Raw genomic sequence first — 16,594 nt, 5'->3', positions numbered from 1 at the left:
GGCAGGAATATTTTGGTAAGCAACTTCAGGATAAGTAATATTTCCGGATTAAAAAGGCCGGCAGGTTTCATTAGAAATCAAAATATTCACCTTCTTCGGGCTTTACTTCTTCTTTTCTCTTTTCGGGCCTTTTATTTTTTAGAACTTCTTTTAAACCTACTTTCTCTTTTGGGGCGGGCGTTTTACGTTCTTCCGCGTTGCCCGATTCAGGTGTGGGTGCGCGCCGTAGATTCAAGGTAATTTTATTTTTTACGCGCGATTTATCCATCGCTACTTTATAATCTTGCTCGTTGCCTTTCAACGTCAGGAAAAGATTAGGCGTACCAGCCGTAACCGCAACCGGCGTACCCGATTCTTCCGGCAAACGCACCTTCCGCAAAATTAAAGGTATCCGGAATTTATAATCCATTTCCTGGTCGAAGGTATGCGTGCCCTGCACACCAATAACCGAAGCCCGTGTAACATCGGTCCGGATTTCCATTTCGGGAATAAAAACAGTACGTTTCTGAATCCAGAAATTATTGCTTAATTCGGCAAACCGGATATTTTCCAGTTCCTTGCGTTTTAAAAATCGCGATAGCTTTTGCAACGGTTCAAAATTAAGAAGCTGCCCGTTCCGGACCATGGCCTTGATTTCCGCTTCCATTAAATCGGTTTTAGCCTGCAGGCGGCTGTTAAAATATAAATCAGAATTAATATTGGCGGTTAAGACGCCTCTGAGATGCTGTTGCAGAATAAATTGCTGCCCAAAATTTTCGAATTCATAAAATAAACTATCTACCTGCATATTGGCCAGGTTAGCCGTAGTTGTAATTTTAATATTATCGGGCACGTGGGCATCCATGCGGCCATGCAACGTAAATTTCCCGCCGGCCACGTTCATCGAAATTTGCGGCGAAGAAACTACCTGGCGTTGTAATTGCACGTTGCCTTTAATATTTTTAGCCCGAAACCGTCGGAATTGCAGATGGCGCACCGAGGCATTAATATCGAAAGAAAAACGGGGCGAAACCCGCAACCGGTAATTATTTATGCCTTTAGCCGAATTATGCTGGCGCTTATTTGCCGTTTGAGCCACCCCACCCCTTAGTAGCTGGTCGCCGTTTATAAATTTAGATTCCAGATCTGCTTCGATGCGTAAGCCCTGATTTTTGAGAAAAAGCCAGCTCAGCGCATTTTTAAAAAAGCCGTTTAATTTAAAATCAGAATTTCCCAGCCAACCCCTAAAATTGGTTACGGCTACATCGTTTTTGCGAATTAAGAAATTACCATATAGCCCCCGAAATGGGAGTTGGTAACCACTTAGTTGCAGCATGGCATTATGCAACGTTATATCGCCGTTAGCCTTTACAGCCGCCTCGCCACCGCCCGTCCGGAACAATTTAAGGGGTCCCGCAAATGCCACCGCCACCTGGGCCTGACCACTGCCGCTTTTTATTTCGGCAACCGGAAATATTCCCAGCACATCCGCAATGGCTAATTTCCCTTTCAGGTCCAGTTCCAGGTAAGGATTATCGAAGTTCCGGTATACCAGGTTGCCGACTATTGGCTCGCCGGCCAAACGTGCTTTAAAGTTTTTCAGCGCCAGCACCGAGGTAGCGCTTTTGTGGCGAGCTCCGTTGGTAAAGCTCCCATTCAGGCTTAAGTGCGTTATTTTTTGTTTATAATCGGGTTGGTAAAAAGCAGCATTGCGGCAACCAAAACTAATATTTACCAACGGCGATTCGGTAGGCGATAAATGCCCTTTTACCAAACCATTAAAATAAACCGCCCCGCTGCTTTCATACTGGCCGTATTGGCGGTAATATTTTTCGGGCAACAAAGCCACCACCGACTGCACACTGGTATTGCGGCCTTTAAATATTAAATCGTAATAAATATTGCGGGCGTAATTAATTTGCCCGGCCACCTCATAACTGGCTTTGTTTACCTGCACCAGCGAAGGCGCTAACCAAATACTTTTCGTATCCAGGTTCAGGCGCAACGACGATTTAATATAAGCCTCTTTATTTTTGAAATATTCGTTTTCGCGCAGCCGTACTGTGTGTACATAAGCCTGGCCTTCGCCCTGAATAGTTATTTCGGGTCCGTTAACCGTCAGGGCGGCCTGTACCTGGTGGGCCATTATTTTGTCGTACTGTTGCAGGGGTTGGTCGTTGTAGGTTACCAGCACATTCCGGAGCGAGATTTTTTGCAGGTTAAAGGCAAATTTCTCATTAGGTGCGGCGGTGGTATCTTTCCCGAAGATGCGGTAATTTATTTCGCCGGAAGGCAACACCTTTACGTGCACTTCGCCGTTTTCCATAAACAATTCGCGCACCTGGTACTTTTTCAGCAGAATATCCAGCATACTAAACGTGCAGAATATTTTATCGGCGCTGGCTAAGGGCATCTGGCTGCCCGCTACCGATTCCATTACCTGTACCCCGTCGAGCGTAACCGATACCTGCGGAAATTTATCGAACAACGAAAGCGCTATTTGCCTTACCTGCACCTTGGTTTTAATGTGCTTGTTGGCTTCTGCTACAAATAGCGCAATTACTTTGTCCTGGTAAAAATAAACCAAGCTGGCCGCCAGGCAGATAAGCAAAACCAAGCCACCTACCGTCCACCCCAAGAGCTTACCTATTTGTTTAGCCTTCAAGCAATTTACTTTTGTCCAGAGTTAAAGATACAGTAGTCTGTTAAACTACCCAAGCTTTTGAACGGCAACGGGGCTTAAATATTTTTTTTATTTTTTTTGAACAAGTACTTGCAGATTCAAAAAAAACCACGACATTTGCATCACCAAACAACAACAGCAGGTTGTTAACGGTACAAAAAGGGGTGTTAGCTCAGCTGGTTCAGAGCACCTGCCTTACAAGCAGGGGGTCACTGGTTCGAATCCAGTACGCCCCACAATAATTAAAGCCTTACGATATAAATCGTGAGGCTTTTTTGTTTTGGTGCAACTCAATTCAATATTAAATTAATGGTTCTGTAAGCAATCGCACAACAGGATAAATATTACCTGATGCAGCAGCTTAACCAAACAAGCAACAATATGATACGGCTCGGTTTCACCAGTTTAAAGCATTGCACATATCGAAGTACAGCACTTCATTATTTCCTTCTCTATATGCTACTATAATTTTTACTATCGATAGGCATCCCCATCCCCTATAGCTGACTAAAAAACCATTTGAGTTATCATTGGATTCTCTATTTCGCAGGATAAAGGTATCATGCCCAAACTGATAACTAACTTTGGAAATCTTATTTAGGGTATGCTGACTGGAAGTAACCCAGACCGTAAAATCATAAACTTGCCTTTTTTGTGAATCGAAAACTCCTGGTATTGCAACAGCCCGCACTTTTGGCTGAATTCTGGGGTCTTTAAGTTTATTAATTTCGCTGATTAAAGTATCTATTAAAACTTTCTTAGCTTTTATATCTTTATTCCGGTTCTTAATAAGCGCGTCGAGGGCATTAATTTCCTTGTTTTTGGCTGCTACTGCTGAATTTAATCTTTTTAATTGCCAGGAGGCAAAACCAAAAGCCAAAATGATTATTAAAAACCCAATAGCAGAAATAATTGCAGCCTGCCGCGACCTTTTCTTGATTATATTTTTATCTATCATTTTGCTCTAAGACTTTTTGGATAAGCTGCATTGCCTCAGACCACATTTTTAAAAGCCTTCCGGTTGAATATACAATACCGCCTGTAGATCCAAAAAGCCCCATAATAGCTATTGTATTCTCCTGGCTATCACTTCTTAGAATTAAAGAAATAGCGGTTACAATAAGCACCAGAACCGATACTAAAGTAATAGTTAAATAAACTGTTCTTTCAATTTTAAATAAAGCAACTAACTCTTTAATAGCCTTAACTGTATTGTCTAACTTAGTTGCCATTAGTTTTAAATTTATAAGGTTAAAGTCAAGTAAAGAATGCTTGCTTCGTTTTTACAATTTTATCTCCTTATTAAAAAAGCAAGTGTTTCTCAGGAGTTTAAAACCGAAATTAATATCAGCTTGTGGTTTTGTCAGATTGAATTTCTATATATCCTACTTAAAATAGTTATTAATATTCTAAAAAACAATAGAAATATATAAAGTTATATGCTTAAACGCTTCCTGGGTAGGGGAACTGCCAAAACAAGTCGCCATTTAATTGAAAGACTACCCAGCCATTTTAAGCAACTGGTTTAATTAAGCTAAAAGACCATTCTTTTCTTATTTAATAAGTTTAATTATTCCAGAAGAACTTACTTAGCAAGCGCTCAATATTACCCTCCCGAACAATTGACATGGTGCAGTACGGTTTTGGTTTTATATAAAAGCACATTAATCATTTCTGATGAATGTAAATTCTTTAGCTATTCTGGGAGAGTGTTGACAAGAATAAGACCAAATCGGAAGAAGTTTAAAGCAGGCCAGTTGCCCCAATTTAATTTTTAAGCTGCTATTCATAAATAATTCAGATATTCCGATTCCTTCAGGATACTGGAGTTATTATCTGTTTTAAATACATTACCTAATTTATGTTTTCTTTCCGGTCCTTAACTAATAAACTGGTACTGTTCCTCTTTTTTAGCTTGCTGTTAGTAGCCGGCTTAGAGCTTTATCCGGATTATGGCATTTCTTTCGATGAATTTTTTGAATTACAAACCGGGCTCGTTTCCTTAAAATACCTCGTTGAATTATTTGCGCCCCAATTGCTTACCCAACACGAATGGCTGAAAAATGTACCCCCACTGGAAACCTATGTGGATGCGGATCATGGTGTAACGGTATTGCTGCCTTTTGCCATCCTGAAAGCTGTTTTGGGTATTCATACCTGGCAAGAAACCTTTTTACTGCGGCACCTTTTAACTTTTCTAATATTTTACGTGGGGGTCTTCTTTTTCTATTTGCTTGCCCGGGAAAGATTCCGGGACCCAAAAGTAGCATTATTGGGGTGCCTCATACTGGTATTAAGCCCTCGGATATTTGCCGAAGCCTTCTATAACTCCAAAGATATTCCCTTTCTAAGCTTTATGATTATGGGTGCTTACACCTTAATCCGGTTTATGAAAGCGCCTTCTTTTAAAACAGCTTTTTTTCATGCCATTACCTGTGCGTTGGCAATAGACACCCGCATTATGGGCGTTATTTTGCCTTTTATTACAGCAGTACTGGTATTAATAGCAATATTCCGCTCTAAAAGTAGCCTTCGGACCTATGTACTTTACTTTGGGGTTTACCTTCTCTTATTGGCACCTATTATGGTGGCGCTTTGGCCTTACCTATGGGAAGACCCAATAGATCGGTTTATTTTAGTGTTCCGGAACATGCAACGATTTCGGTGGTATGAAACCGTTTTTTACATGGGCCATGCTGTGCTGGCCACAAATTTGCCATGGCATTATATTCCGGTGTGGCTGATAATTACTACGCCTTTAGTATATTCAATTCTTTTCTTTATAGGTCTGGGTTTTATCCTTAATCGTGTTTTTAGTTCTGATGGGGCTATTACCCAAAATATCTTTCAGTTCGATCTAGCCTGTATCCTGTTTTTATTTATACCTATTGCAGCAGTAATACTTCTAAACTCGGTCGTTTACGATGGCTGGCGGCACTTATACTTTATCTACTTCGCTTTTTTGCTGATAAGCTTAGTAGGACTGGAAAACCTGTGGCAATTAACAACTAAACTTACCTTGTACCAGCAGTACGGACGAATATTCTTGGTAACGTTAGTGGGCATTAGCTTGATCCATTCGCTTTGGTTTATGGTCCGGAATCATCCGCACCAAAACGTATACTTTAGTTTTTTAAAGGGCAAAGCCGTTGAACAGAATTTTGAAAGAGATTACTGGGGCTTATCTTATCGGCAGGGGTTGGAATTTATTTTGCAACAAGACAGCAGCGCCGTTATTAAATATAATTGTGCTAACCCACCAGGATTGTTAAATACCTTTATACTCCCGGAGCGGCACCGGCAGCGATTTAAACTTGTACCGCTATCAGAAGCTACTTATTTTTTAACAGAATATCGGTGGCACCCCGGCACCTATCCTTACCCCAACGAAATTTATACGATTCAAGTAAACGATTTTAAAATATTATCAATTTTTAAACTAAGATAAAATTACGGCGCGTTTTCCGGCAAAAACAACGCTATTCAACCATATTGGCAATAAAAATTTCCTAACTTAATTGCACCAATACCTCATGCAAGGCCAGCACCTGCGGAATAACGGGTTGCTGGTCGTTGTTGTAAATAATGTAATCGGCGCGTTGCTGGCGTTCGGCTTCAGTAAGCTGCTTATCTATGATGGCCTGCACATCGGCGGCTTTGCGGTGCGGGTCGCGCTGGAGTACCCGGGCCAGGCGTACCTCTAATGGCGCGTTAACGGTAATTACACGCTGCACCTGTTTATAGGCATTGCTTTCGTACATCAGAGCGGCCTCTTTTAAAATATAGGGGTGGTTGTGGTGTGCGGCAACCCAATTGGTAAAATCATCTTTTACGCGCGGGTGTACCAGGCCGTTTAGTAAGGCCAATTTATCGGGCTGGTTAAATACCAGGCTGGCTAAGTAGGGGCGGTCAAGCTCACCTTTAAGCGTATAAACTTTGTCGCCGAAAGCTTTGGTTAGTTCCTGCCGCAGCCAGGTATCGTGGTGCATGACCCACTTGGCCCGGTAATCGGAGTCGTAAATGGGTACGCCCAATAAAGCAAAAATTCGGCAAACAATGGTTTTACCCGAGCCGATGCCACCGGTTATCCCTACTTTCAGCATTTTATAAAACGGGTATTATTTTAACGCGCTGGGGCTTTATTACAAACTGATGCACCTGTACCGGCTTCCGGACAATTTCTACAGCTACGGTAGAATCGGCGGGGTTTAGGGTGGCGTAGTTGAGGGTAAGGCCAAACTGTTCGGGCTTAATGGGTGCGGCATTGCTTTGCCGGTACCCATACAAGATAGTAATAGCTTGGGGATACACCTGTAACTGCACACCTTCCGGCGCATTAATAATGGTAGGCGCAATCACTTTTTCTTCCCAGGTAAGCGGACTTACCGCAAACGAAACTTCTACCTCGGGTATATTTGCCTTTACCAACGAAGTATTGTTGTATGCCAATGGCACAAAACGCTTAAAGCTCCGATCAATGTTGGTAATAGGCAACTGAACCGGAAAAGGCGAAGGGAAAGTATTTATGATAGAAGCCGGCCCATCGAAGGTTACCGAATCCGGATTAATGGCAATAGGCGAAGCAATTACCACATTATTGGCAATTTTAATCTTGGTTGAATCTACGGCCAAAGGTATGTGCCGCTGTATGCGCCTATCGAAACTGAAATGAACGGTATCGGTTAAAACAAAATTTAGCTGCAAGCCGTCGAGCACGCCCGAAATACTAGGGCGCAAAGCCGAGCCTGTTAAATAAGGCTGGCGGGGCAACGAAAATACCACAATTTCGGCGGGGCGGACATCCAACATCAAACTTTTCCGGAGCAGTTTCCAGCCTTTGCCGCTTACATTTATTTCTACCTGCTCGGGCAGTGGCTTTAAAGGTATTAGTTTGGCTTCGTCGTAAACAAAATGAATGGGATAGGACGTCCGGATGTTGGAGTAATTTTTATTAAGCGCATTGAGAAACCAGAAAGTAGCGGCTGCCATAAAACACAGCAGCACTACTTTCCAGTATTGCCTATCGTTTGAATAAAATGGTTTTAGCAACCATAAAATAAATAATTTCGATCTCTCAGCCGGCAAATCAATGGTTATTATTTAGAAGTTACTTCCGGGGCGGGTACAGTTGCACCTGTCTTCTCCGAGGCAATAGCCGATTTTTCAAACGTTAAACGCATACCCCGGTCTACCTCCAGCACTACTGTGGTATCTTCTACGGCTACTACTCTGCCGTGCAAGCCGCCAAGCGTTACTACCTGGGCGCCTTTGGTTAAAGATTCCCGGAATTTTTTCTGGTCGCGGATTTTCTTTTGCTGGGGGCGCACCATAAAAAAATAAAAGACCACCACCATGGCTCCTATAAAAACTAAGGAGGAAATATTGCTGCCACCGGCGGGCGCCTGTAATAATATTTGAAGAAGCATGTTATTTTATAAATTAAGAACGAAAAGGCCCGTTAGCCCCTGCCGCAGGCTTAACATCGGCTTTAATATTAACCTGGGTAATTTCGGGCTGGGTATTGGCTTTTATGCTAATAACCTTCAGCACCTGCTGTCCGGCTTTACCAGCACTGTTAAACTCTACTTCTATTTTACCTTCGGCACCCGGCGCAATTGGTGCTTTGGGAACTTCGGGTACAGTGCAACCGCAGGTAGAAGTAGCGCTTTCGATTACCAGCGGCGACTTACCGGTGTTGGTAAACGTAAATGTATGCCTTACCACCTTGCCATCTTCAATGCTGCCAAAATCATGTTCTGTTTCCTTAAAGCTCATGGCTGGAGCATCGGCGCTGGCAGTTATTTCCTGCGCATTGGTAGTGTTGGGGTTATGCACCGTGTTGTGGGCTACCTCAGAAGTAGCGTTGGTTGCGGTTGCCTCATCGGCGCTGGCAGTGGTATTGGTTTTCTGATCGCAGCTGGTGGTAAAAAATAAAGCGGCTGCGGCAGCTAGTAATATATTCTTTTTCATTTTTATAATTAATAATATTTTGAAAATCTACTGTTTAGCTAATAATGCCAAAACGGGTAATACTGCTTAAAATTATATAGATTTCCGGTAAAGTAAAAATCTATTTATGCCTCCACGGCTATACCACCGGGAGCATAGGCAGCCAAATTATCAATTACGTGCTGGGCAAACTCCATGGTAGTTGCTTTACCACCTAAATCGCCGGTACATTGCTCTTTGTTGAGTAAAGTTTTTTCCAGAGCTGCTTCTATTCTAAACGCCTGGCCGTGCTCATCTATGTGGTGCAACAGCATTAAAGCCGAACGCAATATAGCCGTTGGGTTAGCAATGCCTTTACCCGCAATATCGGGCGCCGAGCCGTGTACGGCCTCAAATATAGCCATATCTTTGCCAATATTGGCCCCGGCTACTACGCCCAAGCCGCCTACCAAACCCGAACATAAATCCGACAGAATATCGCCGAACAGGTTAGTGGTTACCAGCACATCAAATTGCTCCGGCCGGTCTACGAGTTGCATACACATGTTGTCGATAATTTTATCTTCAAGTTTAATGTGCGGGAACCGGGCCGATGATTTAGCAGCAGCATCGAGTAATATTTTGCCGGCCGTTTTTAAAATATTGGCTTTATGAATAATGGTTACTTTTTTGCGGTTGTGCTTGTGCGCGTATTCAAAGGCCGCATCACAAATTTTCTGGCAGCCAACGTGCGTAATGCGGGCTATAGAATCCGAAATACCCAAACGCTCGTCGTACATTTCTAAACCAGAATACAGGCCTTCAGTATTTTCCCGGAACAGCACCAAATCTACGTTGCCGTAGCGGGTTTTAATGCCTTCGGTAGATTTAGCGGGCCTAATATTCTGATATAAATCAAATTTTTGGCGCAACTGCACATTTATACTTTTAAACCCTTTTCCTACGGGCGTGGTAATAGGTGCTTTTAAAGCTACCCGGTTTTTATTCAGCGAGTCTAATAGGGAGGCGGGTATTAATTCCTGACCGGCTTCTAAACTGGCTAACCCGGCATTATGCACATCCCATACCACCGGCACCTGCGCGGCCTCAAAAATAGCTTTTACGGCTTCTGTAATCTCCGGACCTATTCCATCACCAGGAATCAGTGTTACGTGTTTCATATTTATTTTTAGTTGTTGGTTGCTAGTTGTCGGTTATCGGCGTTTATGCTACAATAATCATAAATTGCTTTTTTTCTGGTATACTACAATAGAAGTAACCAGTAATACCTGGCAACCATTAACTAACAACCAATATTTATACTTCTCTTTGTTTGTTAATCTGGTTAATGAGTGAATCTACATCGCCCAGTAATTTTTCGGCTTTGTCTTTGGCGTCTTTTATAACGCGCTGGCCTTCCGATTTAGCTGTAGAAGGCACATCTTCTTTACCGTCGCGTAAGCTATCGGTTAAGTCGTTTAACATATCGCGGTAGCGGTAAAGCTGATACGTTAGGCGATCGCGGGTTTCACGGCCTTTATCGGGTGCATACAAAACACCAAAAGCCGCGCCAGTAGCGGCGCCGGATATAAAAGCTAATAAAGTATTAAGAATTTTCTTACTCATACTAGTATCTATGTTTAGGTTATGTAAGCCTGTTGCGCTATAAAACCGGTTTTAACCAATTTTATTAACCACTCTGGCCTTAATACCTGGTTATAACTGAGCGGGGCGGTTATTTATTATCTATTAAACCCCTACCGGATTTACGGATTGTCCCGTTTTCGGTTAATTCCTGGGCCAGTTTATCTAGTACGCCGTTAATAAACTGCTTGCTTTTGGGCGTACTGTAAAGCTTCGATATTTCTATATATTCGTTTATGGTTACTTTTACGGGAATGCTCCGGAAAATATGCATTTCGCAGAGCGCCATTTTCAAAATAATTTTATCTATTAAAGCCACCCGCTCTACATCCCAGTTCTGAATGTGGCTCATAATTAACGCTTCGTAGTGGGTGTCTTCTTCCAGGGTTTTGTGATAAAGCTCTTCAAAAAATGCCCGGTCGTCTTCCCAGTTCGACGAAAGATCCAGCAGCATTAGGTTTTCGTCGCTTTCTTCGTCCAGGAGCTTTACCGTTTTATTTACCAGATTTTTCACAATTACCCGGTTTTCTTCCCAGTTCATATCCCGCTCTTCAAACAAAGATTGTAAGTTTTTATCTTTAAAAATAATGTTTTTAAAAATATGTTTGATTAGCTGGTGGTCTTCTTCGTAGGTATGCGCACCACCCGAAATATAGTTTAAAAACGCCTCGTCTTTGCGCAACACGGTTTTATATAACTGCCGGATAACGTCTAAATCGCCTTCGCCCCATTTAATATTGCGCCGCACAATATAGTTTTGGTACGATTTATTAGCTAACAGTTTTTGCAGCACTTTGTTGTGTAAAAACGGCTCCGCGCTTTTCTCGGTAGTTTCGGTGTAGCGGTTGCTGCGGCGCTGCTGCTCTTCCCCAATCAGTTTTATAAAAACATCCATTATTTGCAGCGTACCAAGGTAGTGGTCGTAAATTTTTTCTACGGCCTGCAGCATCTGGTTACCAAAATATTTAAAATCTTTTTTTAGCTGATTCTGATAAAAAACAACAGCCTGGTTAACAGCAGCTTTAATTTCGGGGTCTGTTTCGTCGTTGTCGAAGCGGCGGGTTTCGTACCACTCTTTAAAAGAAATGGCGGCTATTTCTTTCTGGCCTTGCAATTTTTTGCGGTCCTGCGGCTCCATCGACATTAAGTCGGGCGCGAACTGATCTTCAATGCGGTCCAGGGCCATCAGGTAGTCCGAGCCTTCGGCCTGTTGATAAGCGTAAATGGCTTGCATGGCCTTTATTCGTAATGTTCTGCGGTTAAGCATAAGCGATATGTTAAAGAACGTGTAATACTTTTAAGAATACAGCTTTTCGGGAGCAGAAGTTGGCCTGTTTGTGTACTTTTTGCCAGCTCCGTTGCCTGCCGTAAATTTTTTATTATAAAAACTGTTACCAATCCGGCACCTTTGTTTTCGGCTGCGGCTGTTATCTTTGCAAGACCGTTTAAACGCGAGCCGGTAAATTGGGGTGCAAAATTAACGCTTTATTTTTAATAGCCCAATGCCGATTATTTACGTTTAACCGTTTTCTACTTAAAGTTGCTTTTGTGAAGTCTCTAAGCCATTTAAATAAATATTTATATAAGTACCGGTTCCGGTTTTTGCTGGGTATTTTGTTTGTAGTGCTGGCTAATATTTTCGCTATTATTCCGGCCCAGATAGTACGGCACGCTTTTGATCTGGTAAAAGAAGGCATTACCCTGCATAACCTGTATTCGGGCCTGGATAAACAACAGGATATTTACGATGTATTTGCCCGCAACGTAAGTTTGTACGCCGGTATTATTCTGGTAATGGCCTTGCTTAAAGGCGTATTTACGTTTTACATGCGCCAGACTATTATTGTAATGTCCAGGTTAATCGAGAACGATCTTAAAAACGAAATTTACCACCATTACCAAACGTTGCCGCTAAGCTTTTACCGGAAAAACCGCACCGGCGATTTAATGGCCCGCATTTCGGAAGATGTTAGTCGCGTGCGCATGTATTTGGGGCCAGCCATTATGTACGGTATTAACTTAATTTCTTTGTTTTTGCTGGTGGTGCCCTATATGTTTTCGGTAAACCCACGCCTCACGCTTTATACCTTGTTGCCGCTGCCAATATTATCGGTTAGCATTTATTACGTAAACAGCATTATTGAGCGCAAGTCCGATGAAATTCAGAAAAGTCTTTCGGGTATTACTACTTTTGTGCAGGAAGCTTTTTCGGGTATTCGGGTTATTAAATCTTTTGTGCGCGAAGACGATTCGCACCAGAATTTTACCGTAGCCAGCAACCACTACAAAGATAAATCGCTGGAGTTGAACTTTGTAAACGCGCTTTTCTTCCCGCTTATTCTGTTTTTAATTGGCATGAGCACCATTATTACGGTGTACATTGGTGGCAAAGAAGTAATAAACGGCAGCATTACGGCCGGTAATATTGCCGAGTTTTTAATTTACGTAAACATGCTTACCTGGCCGGTTACCGCCCTGGGCTGGACTACCAGCTTGGTGCAACGCGCCGCGGCTTCGCAGGAGCGCATAAACGAGTTTCTGCAAACCAAAACCGACCTTGTTTCGCGGGCAAATATTAAGAAGGAACTCACCGGCGATGTAGTTTTCCAGGATGTTAATTTTATTTACCCTGATACCAAAATTCACGCGCTAAAAGATTTAAGTTTCCGGATTAAGCACGGCGAAGCTTTAGCGGTAATTGGTAATACGGGTTCAGGTAAAAGCACGATTGCCAATTTACTTTGCCGGCTCTACGATGCTACGGACGGCGCTATCACCATCGATGGCACTGATATTCGGGATTACGACATACCTACTTTGCGCAGCCAGATTGGCTACGTACCGCAAGATGTGTTTTTGTTTTCCGATACCATCCGGAATAATATTGGCTTTGGCATGGATGAAATTAGCGAAGACAAAATGGTACAAGCCGCCAAAGACGCCGACGTATACGAAAATATTATGCGTTTCCCGGAAAAATTCGAGACAAAGCTGGGTGAGCGCGGCATTACGCTTTCGGGTGGGCAGAAGCAACGGGTATCCATTGCCCGCGCCCTCGTAAAAGAGCCACAAATTTTAATTCTCGACGATTCGCTTTCGGCGGTAGATACCAAAACCGAAAACGCTATTCTGAACAACTTGCAGCGCATTATGGAGAACCGCACCACCATTATTATTTCGCACCGGGTTTCCTCGGCCAAACTCGCCGACCATATTCTGGTACTTGACGACGGCGAAGTAGTGCAGCACGGCACCCACACCGATTTACTGGCGAAGGAAGGCCTCTACAAAGCCCTCTACGAAAAGCAACTCCAAACCGAAGACATCGAGTAGCTTATTTGGTTCAGTAAAGAAACACACGGGCTTAAATATTAATAAAGAGATTTTAGCGCCAGGCTTTTCGGATTATTAAAATTTAATTAGTTTTGCAGCACGCTCGGGATGTAGCGTAGCCCGGTATCGCGCCAGCATGGGGTGCTGGAGGTCGTCGGTTCAAATCCGGCCATCCCGACTAATAAAGCCTTCTAGACGTAAGTTTAGGAGGTTTTTTTGTTTTTCTGCTATAAATAATTAATCGCCTTTTCAAAATATTTAGTGTAAATTTTATCTTGAATTTAGATTGGCACCATAATTTTTAATGTACGCCAATTTTAAAAACGTACTTCTTTCCTTTACCGAAATTTTCCGGTAACTTATTACAGCTCAGTTATTCTACTTTATAAATTATCCATTAATACTATTTCGCAAATAGTTATTTACTGATGTTACGCAAAAGCCAAAGCAGTGAAACTTTAAGTAACCCACATTTGTCATTCAGGAGGAAACTATGTAGCAGGCAGCCAAATAGTTTCCTCCTGAATGACAGAGATGGGCTTCAAAGACAAATGGAAAGTATACCATTTAATTTTGCTTAATAGCAGTTATTTATTAGTAATTATTCTTTTTAGCATCTCCTTAACATGGGAATCATCTACAGCCGTTACGAATTGCTTTACCAAGCACTAGAATTTCGCCACAAAACACCCGCTTTACTTTGCGAGCAGTTTGATATGCCCCTTACAGAAATTCACGAAAACCTGGAACAAGGGAATATATGCTTTATTAAACAACTTGCCCATGCTCTGAATATACCGGAGGCATTTTTCTGGGGCGGCCTGCGCCTGGAAGGTGGGCAGTTGCGCCTGAACGAGCCAGTTTAACTTTAGCCGCTTCAATATTTTTACTTAACTGCCGCCGCAGTTCGTACGGGCTTCCGAAAAGCAACTTTAAGCAGAAATACTTGATTTAGAATAACTTTAATTTAGCGGCTATTAATATCATCATATGTCTAGCGTAATATTTTAGGGCTTTATTAGGATTATTTGGCAACTTTACTTTACTTATAAAAATTTGCATTAACAAAGGCTTGTAAAGCAGTAGTCTAAACAAGCTTAGTGGCTTACCTAGTACTAAATTTATTCTGGGTTTTTGGCAAATTTTTAAATTTATGGCAGAGCTAATGGAGAGAAAGAAAGCGCTTTGTTTTAATTAAACAGTAATAATATTAAATATAGGCGGCAATAGGCACGGGTTTAACCCAGGTACTAACAGAAACTGTTTTATTAAGCCTACTTCTGAAAAGCAGTTAATATATTAACTTCTACAATACGTAAGTAACCCAATGATTAACGATAAAGAGTATTCAGCAGCAATTACCGAAAAACCCAAAGAGGCCACCTTGGGTCTTCATGATTTTAAATTGCTGCCCTATTACGAACAATTAGATTATTTAATAACCGATGGTACTTACCTAGCTACTCGTTATTGTGAGTTATACCGCATAAACACGTACTACCTGAGCACCTTTTTTGCCGAAGTTTGGTATGATAATAAATCGAACGAAGTAGCAGGCATCCGGGCATTTACCAGCAAAGAATAAGTTTTCTCAAGGTTTCTGTTTATTAGATGGCGAAAGTAAAGCCGGCATTCTGGTGAATATTATTTTAATAGTGGCAATAAAAAATTTATTACGCTTTAGATTAACTTTTGCTTAACCTTTAGGCATAAAGTCGAAATAAATTTAATTCCTATCTGGGCTTATATTATTTAACCCTACCCAATAAATTGCATCCTGCCTCTTGCAATATTAGTACCCGGCTGTAAGCCAAAACACCTAATAACTATTTTACAAATTTTGGAAACGCTTATTAGCTAATACCGCAGCTTTTAAATATTAGTAAGTTTCCGGCTTAAGCTTCCTGCACAAACTTTTTACCAGAATTATCTTCCCGTATTTAACTTTTCAGGGCAAATTCTTAGCCCAATCAGTTTTACTTTCCCTGGTATGCACACCTGATTTTACAAGCAATATACTCCTCTTAATGTAGTTTAAAACGCTTTATTTCAAATATTTCCAAAATTTAGCACAGCTTTTCCATTATCTGGAAAGCTGAAGAATGCAGCAAAATTTTATATATAATTTTTTATATATAAAGTGCTCACTATTATCATTTTTATATAAACTTATAATATATAAGTATTTTGGTATATATGTTGTAATCCTTTCGGCAAATGCATTGGTTATGAAAATGGTAACAGCTTTGGGGTATTACGTTGTATTTGTTATGTTATTAATTACCATAAGCTTATGGGAATTACACGAGGCATGGATTAAAAATAAGAGCCTTAAACAGCGTAAAACCCACGAAAAAGAAGATACTCCTGGCCTAAATATAACCAGCGGCAATTTTACCAACAACTCCTGAACCACTACCAACACAACCATTAATTACTTTTTCTAAGCCCTTAATACTACACACGAATGAAACACACCATTAAAAACAACCGCGACTACGATGCTATTGCCAAGCGCATAGAAGAACTGGTAGATGCTGAACCCCGCACACCCGGAGCTTTAGAATTAAAAGAACATATATACTCTATAATTGCCTACGAGCAGAAACGAATAAAAAAAGAAAATAAAAAAGGCAGTAGCCATACTGGCATATAAAGAGCTGCACCAAAGCATTACGACCTTTGTAAAAGCAACAAGCCTAAGTGTATTTATATCTTTACACCAATATTGAATTATTATGCGCATTTAAGAACGGGAATAGCTAAAGTTAAATAATTTCTAAAGTTACCCCTGGCCCTTCCAGGGAAGAGAATGGGCCATTCCATTATAAAAGACGATGCTTCGATTGAGCGCACAAGTACTATTGGTGTATTAAGTAGCTGCTTAAGTTATAATAATTATGGTTTTATGATGGCTTAATACATACTTCCTATGCTTAAGATACCCATTAAGTATTTAGAGGAACGTTGTTGCCGGAAAAACTTACCGGATAATGTTGTTGCAAGTTCTGGTGCCTGAATTTTACA

At 41.5% G+C, this 16,594-nt stretch carries 16 protein-coding genes and 2 tRNA genes; 8 read left to right on the top strand and 10 right to left on the bottom strand.

Going from position 1 to position 16,594, the window contains the following annotated elements; genetic code table 11:
• Positions 1–70: 70 nt before the first annotated feature.
• Positions 71–2,644 (bottom strand): AsmA-like C-terminal region-containing protein, encoded by a 2,574-nt coding sequence (locus F0145_RS14720; protein WP_223816079.1) that lies wholly within the window; start codon positions 2,642–2,644, stop codon positions 71–73.
• A gap of 179 nt (positions 2,645–2,823) precedes the next feature.
• On the opposite strand from F0145_RS14720, the gene F0145_RS14715 reads away from it, so the two are divergent.
• A tRNA-Val gene (locus F0145_RS14715) sits at positions 2,824–2,898 on the top strand.
• A 161-nt stretch (positions 2,899–3,059) separates the two neighbouring features.
• On the opposite strand, the gene F0145_RS14710 is transcribed toward F0145_RS14715, so the two are convergent.
• Together F0145_RS14710 and F0145_RS14705 are read right to left on the bottom strand one after the other, a co-directional pair.
• Positions 3,060–3,620, bottom strand: coding sequence for a pYEATS domain-containing protein (locus F0145_RS14710; protein WP_150089214.1), 561 nt, complete (start codon positions 3,618–3,620; stop codon positions 3,060–3,062).
• Positions 3,610–3,894 carry a hypothetical protein gene (locus F0145_RS14705; RefSeq protein ID WP_150089212.1) on the bottom strand — a complete coding sequence of 95 codons (285 nt, stop codon included), beginning with the start codon at positions 3,892–3,894 and terminating at the stop codon, positions 3,610–3,612. The genes F0145_RS14710 and F0145_RS14705 overlap by 11 nt, the downstream gene beginning before the upstream one ends.
• A gap of 629 nt (positions 3,895–4,523) precedes the next feature.
• Between F0145_RS14705 and F0145_RS14700 the strand changes: the two genes are divergently transcribed.
• Positions 4,524–6,110, top strand: a complete 1,587-nt coding sequence (locus tag F0145_RS14700) for an ArnT family glycosyltransferase (protein ID WP_150089210.1) — start codon at positions 4,524–4,526, stop codon at positions 6,108–6,110.
• A 61-nt stretch (positions 6,111–6,171) separates the two neighbouring features.
• Here the strand turns inward: F0145_RS14700 and coaE are convergent, their stop codons facing one another.
• The 7 genes from coaE to nusB form a co-directional block, all read right to left on the bottom strand.
• A complete protein-coding gene (gene coaE, locus F0145_RS14695; RefSeq protein ID WP_150089208.1) occupies positions 6,172–6,765 on the bottom strand; it encodes a dephospho-CoA kinase in 594 nt (197 codons plus the stop codon).
• Between the two features lies 1 nt (position 6,766).
• Complete coding sequence (locus F0145_RS14690; protein ID WP_150089205.1) at positions 6,767–7,711, bottom strand: YbbR-like domain-containing protein; 945 nt, start codon at positions 7,709–7,711, stop codon at positions 6,767–6,769.
• Between the two features lie 47 nt (positions 7,712–7,758).
• Positions 7,759–8,088 carry a preprotein translocase subunit YajC gene (yajC, locus tag F0145_RS14685; RefSeq protein WP_150089203.1) on the bottom strand — a complete coding sequence of 110 codons (330 nt, stop codon included), beginning with the start codon at positions 8,086–8,088 and terminating at the stop codon, positions 7,759–7,761.
• Positions 8,089–8,101: 13 nt separating this feature from the next.
• Positions 8,102–8,632: a DUF1573 domain-containing protein gene (locus F0145_RS14680; RefSeq protein ID WP_150089201.1), complete on the bottom strand. Its 531-nt coding sequence runs from the start codon at positions 8,630–8,632 to the stop codon at positions 8,102–8,104.
• A 104-nt stretch (positions 8,633–8,736) separates the two neighbouring features.
• Positions 8,737–9,771, bottom strand: coding sequence for an isocitrate/isopropylmalate dehydrogenase family protein (locus tag F0145_RS14675; RefSeq protein WP_150089199.1), 1,035 nt, complete (start codon positions 9,769–9,771; stop codon positions 8,737–8,739).
• 136 nt (positions 9,772–9,907) lie between these two features.
• Positions 9,908–10,216 carry a YtxH domain-containing protein gene (locus F0145_RS14670; protein ID WP_150089197.1) on the bottom strand — a complete coding sequence of 103 codons (309 nt, stop codon included), beginning with the start codon at positions 10,214–10,216 and terminating at the stop codon, positions 9,908–9,910.
• A gap of 109 nt (positions 10,217–10,325) precedes the next feature.
• A complete protein-coding gene (nusB, locus tag F0145_RS14665; RefSeq protein WP_150089195.1) occupies positions 10,326–11,501 on the bottom strand; it encodes a transcription antitermination factor NusB in 1,176 nt (391 codons plus the stop codon).
• 281 nt (positions 11,502–11,782) lie between these two features.
• On the opposite strand from nusB, the gene F0145_RS14660 reads away from it, so the two are divergent.
• The 6 genes from F0145_RS14660 to F0145_RS14635 all read left to right on the top strand — a co-directional run bounded on the left by F0145_RS14660 (position 11,783) and on the right by F0145_RS14635 (position 16,223).
• Positions 11,783–13,567, top strand: a complete 1,785-nt coding sequence (locus F0145_RS14660) for an ABC transporter ATP-binding protein (protein WP_150089193.1) — start codon at positions 11,783–11,785, stop codon at positions 13,565–13,567.
• A 104-nt stretch (positions 13,568–13,671) separates the two neighbouring features.
• Positions 13,672–13,745: transfer RNA gene (locus F0145_RS14655), tRNA-Pro, on the top strand.
• Positions 13,746–14,193: 448 nt separating this feature from the next.
• Positions 14,194–14,433: a hypothetical protein gene (locus F0145_RS14650; RefSeq protein ID WP_150089191.1), complete on the top strand. Its 240-nt coding sequence runs from the start codon at positions 14,194–14,196 to the stop codon at positions 14,431–14,433.
• A 461-nt stretch (positions 14,434–14,894) separates the two neighbouring features.
• Complete coding sequence (locus tag F0145_RS14645) at positions 14,895–15,152, top strand: hypothetical protein (RefSeq protein WP_150089189.1); 258 nt, start codon at positions 14,895–14,897, stop codon at positions 15,150–15,152.
• 643 nt (positions 15,153–15,795) lie between these two features.
• The gene (locus F0145_RS26620; RefSeq protein ID WP_150089187.1) at positions 15,796–15,978 is read left to right on the top strand and encodes a hypothetical protein; all 183 of its coding nucleotides are present in this window, start codon (positions 15,796–15,798) and stop codon (positions 15,976–15,978) included.
• A 56-nt stretch (positions 15,979–16,034) separates the two neighbouring features.
• Complete coding sequence (locus tag F0145_RS14635) at positions 16,035–16,223, top strand: hypothetical protein (protein ID WP_150089185.1); 189 nt, start codon at positions 16,035–16,037, stop codon at positions 16,221–16,223.
• Positions 16,224–16,594 lie beyond the last annotated feature (371 nt).

The organism is Adhaeribacter rhizoryzae (genome assembly GCF_008629685.1).
In the GTDB taxonomy this organism is placed as follows: Bacteria; Bacteroidota; Bacteroidia; order Cytophagales; family Hymenobacteraceae; genus Adhaeribacter; species Adhaeribacter rhizoryzae.
This window is presented reverse-complemented; position numbering and strand designations above follow the sequence as displayed.

Bases quoted from the DNA above. Each gene is read 5' to 3' on its own strand.
- F0145_RS14710 (WP_150089214.1), bottom strand. From the start codon at position 3,620: ATGATAGATAAAAATATAATCAAGAAAAGGTCGCGGCAGGCTGCAATT.
- F0145_RS14705 (WP_150089212.1), bottom strand. From the start codon at position 3,894: ATGGCAACTAAGTTAGACAATACAGTTAAGGCTATTAAAGAGTTAGTT.
- F0145_RS14700 (WP_150089210.1), top strand. From the start codon at position 4,524: ATGTTTTCTTTCCGGTCCTTAACTAATAAACTGGTACTGTTCCTCTTT.
- coaE (WP_150089208.1), bottom strand. From the start codon at position 6,765: ATGCTGAAAGTAGGGATAACCGGTGGCATCGGCTCGGGTAAAACCATT.
- yajC (WP_150089203.1), bottom strand. From the start codon at position 8,088: ATGCTTCTTCAAATATTATTACAGGCGCCCGCCGGTGGCAGCAATATT.
- F0145_RS14680 (WP_150089201.1), bottom strand. From the start codon at position 8,632: ATGAAAAAGAATATATTACTAGCTGCCGCAGCCGCTTTATTTTTTACC.
- F0145_RS14675 (WP_150089199.1), bottom strand. From the start codon at position 9,771: ATGAAACACGTAACACTGATTCCTGGTGATGGAATAGGTCCGGAGATT.
- F0145_RS14670 (WP_150089197.1), bottom strand. From the start codon at position 10,216: ATGAGTAAGAAAATTCTTAATACTTTATTAGCTTTTATATCCGGCGCC.
- nusB (WP_150089195.1), bottom strand. From the start codon at position 11,501: ATGCTTAACCGCAGAACATTACGAATAAAGGCCATGCAAGCCATTTAC.
- F0145_RS14650 (WP_150089191.1), top strand. From the start codon at position 14,194: ATGGGAATCATCTACAGCCGTTACGAATTGCTTTACCAAGCACTAGAA.
- F0145_RS14645 (WP_150089189.1), top strand. From the start codon at position 14,895: ATGATTAACGATAAAGAGTATTCAGCAGCAATTACCGAAAAACCCAAA.
- F0145_RS26620 (WP_150089187.1), top strand. From the start codon at position 15,796: ATGAAAATGGTAACAGCTTTGGGGTATTACGTTGTATTTGTTATGTTA.
- F0145_RS14635 (WP_150089185.1), top strand. From the start codon at position 16,035: ATGAAACACACCATTAAAAACAACCGCGACTACGATGCTATTGCCAAG.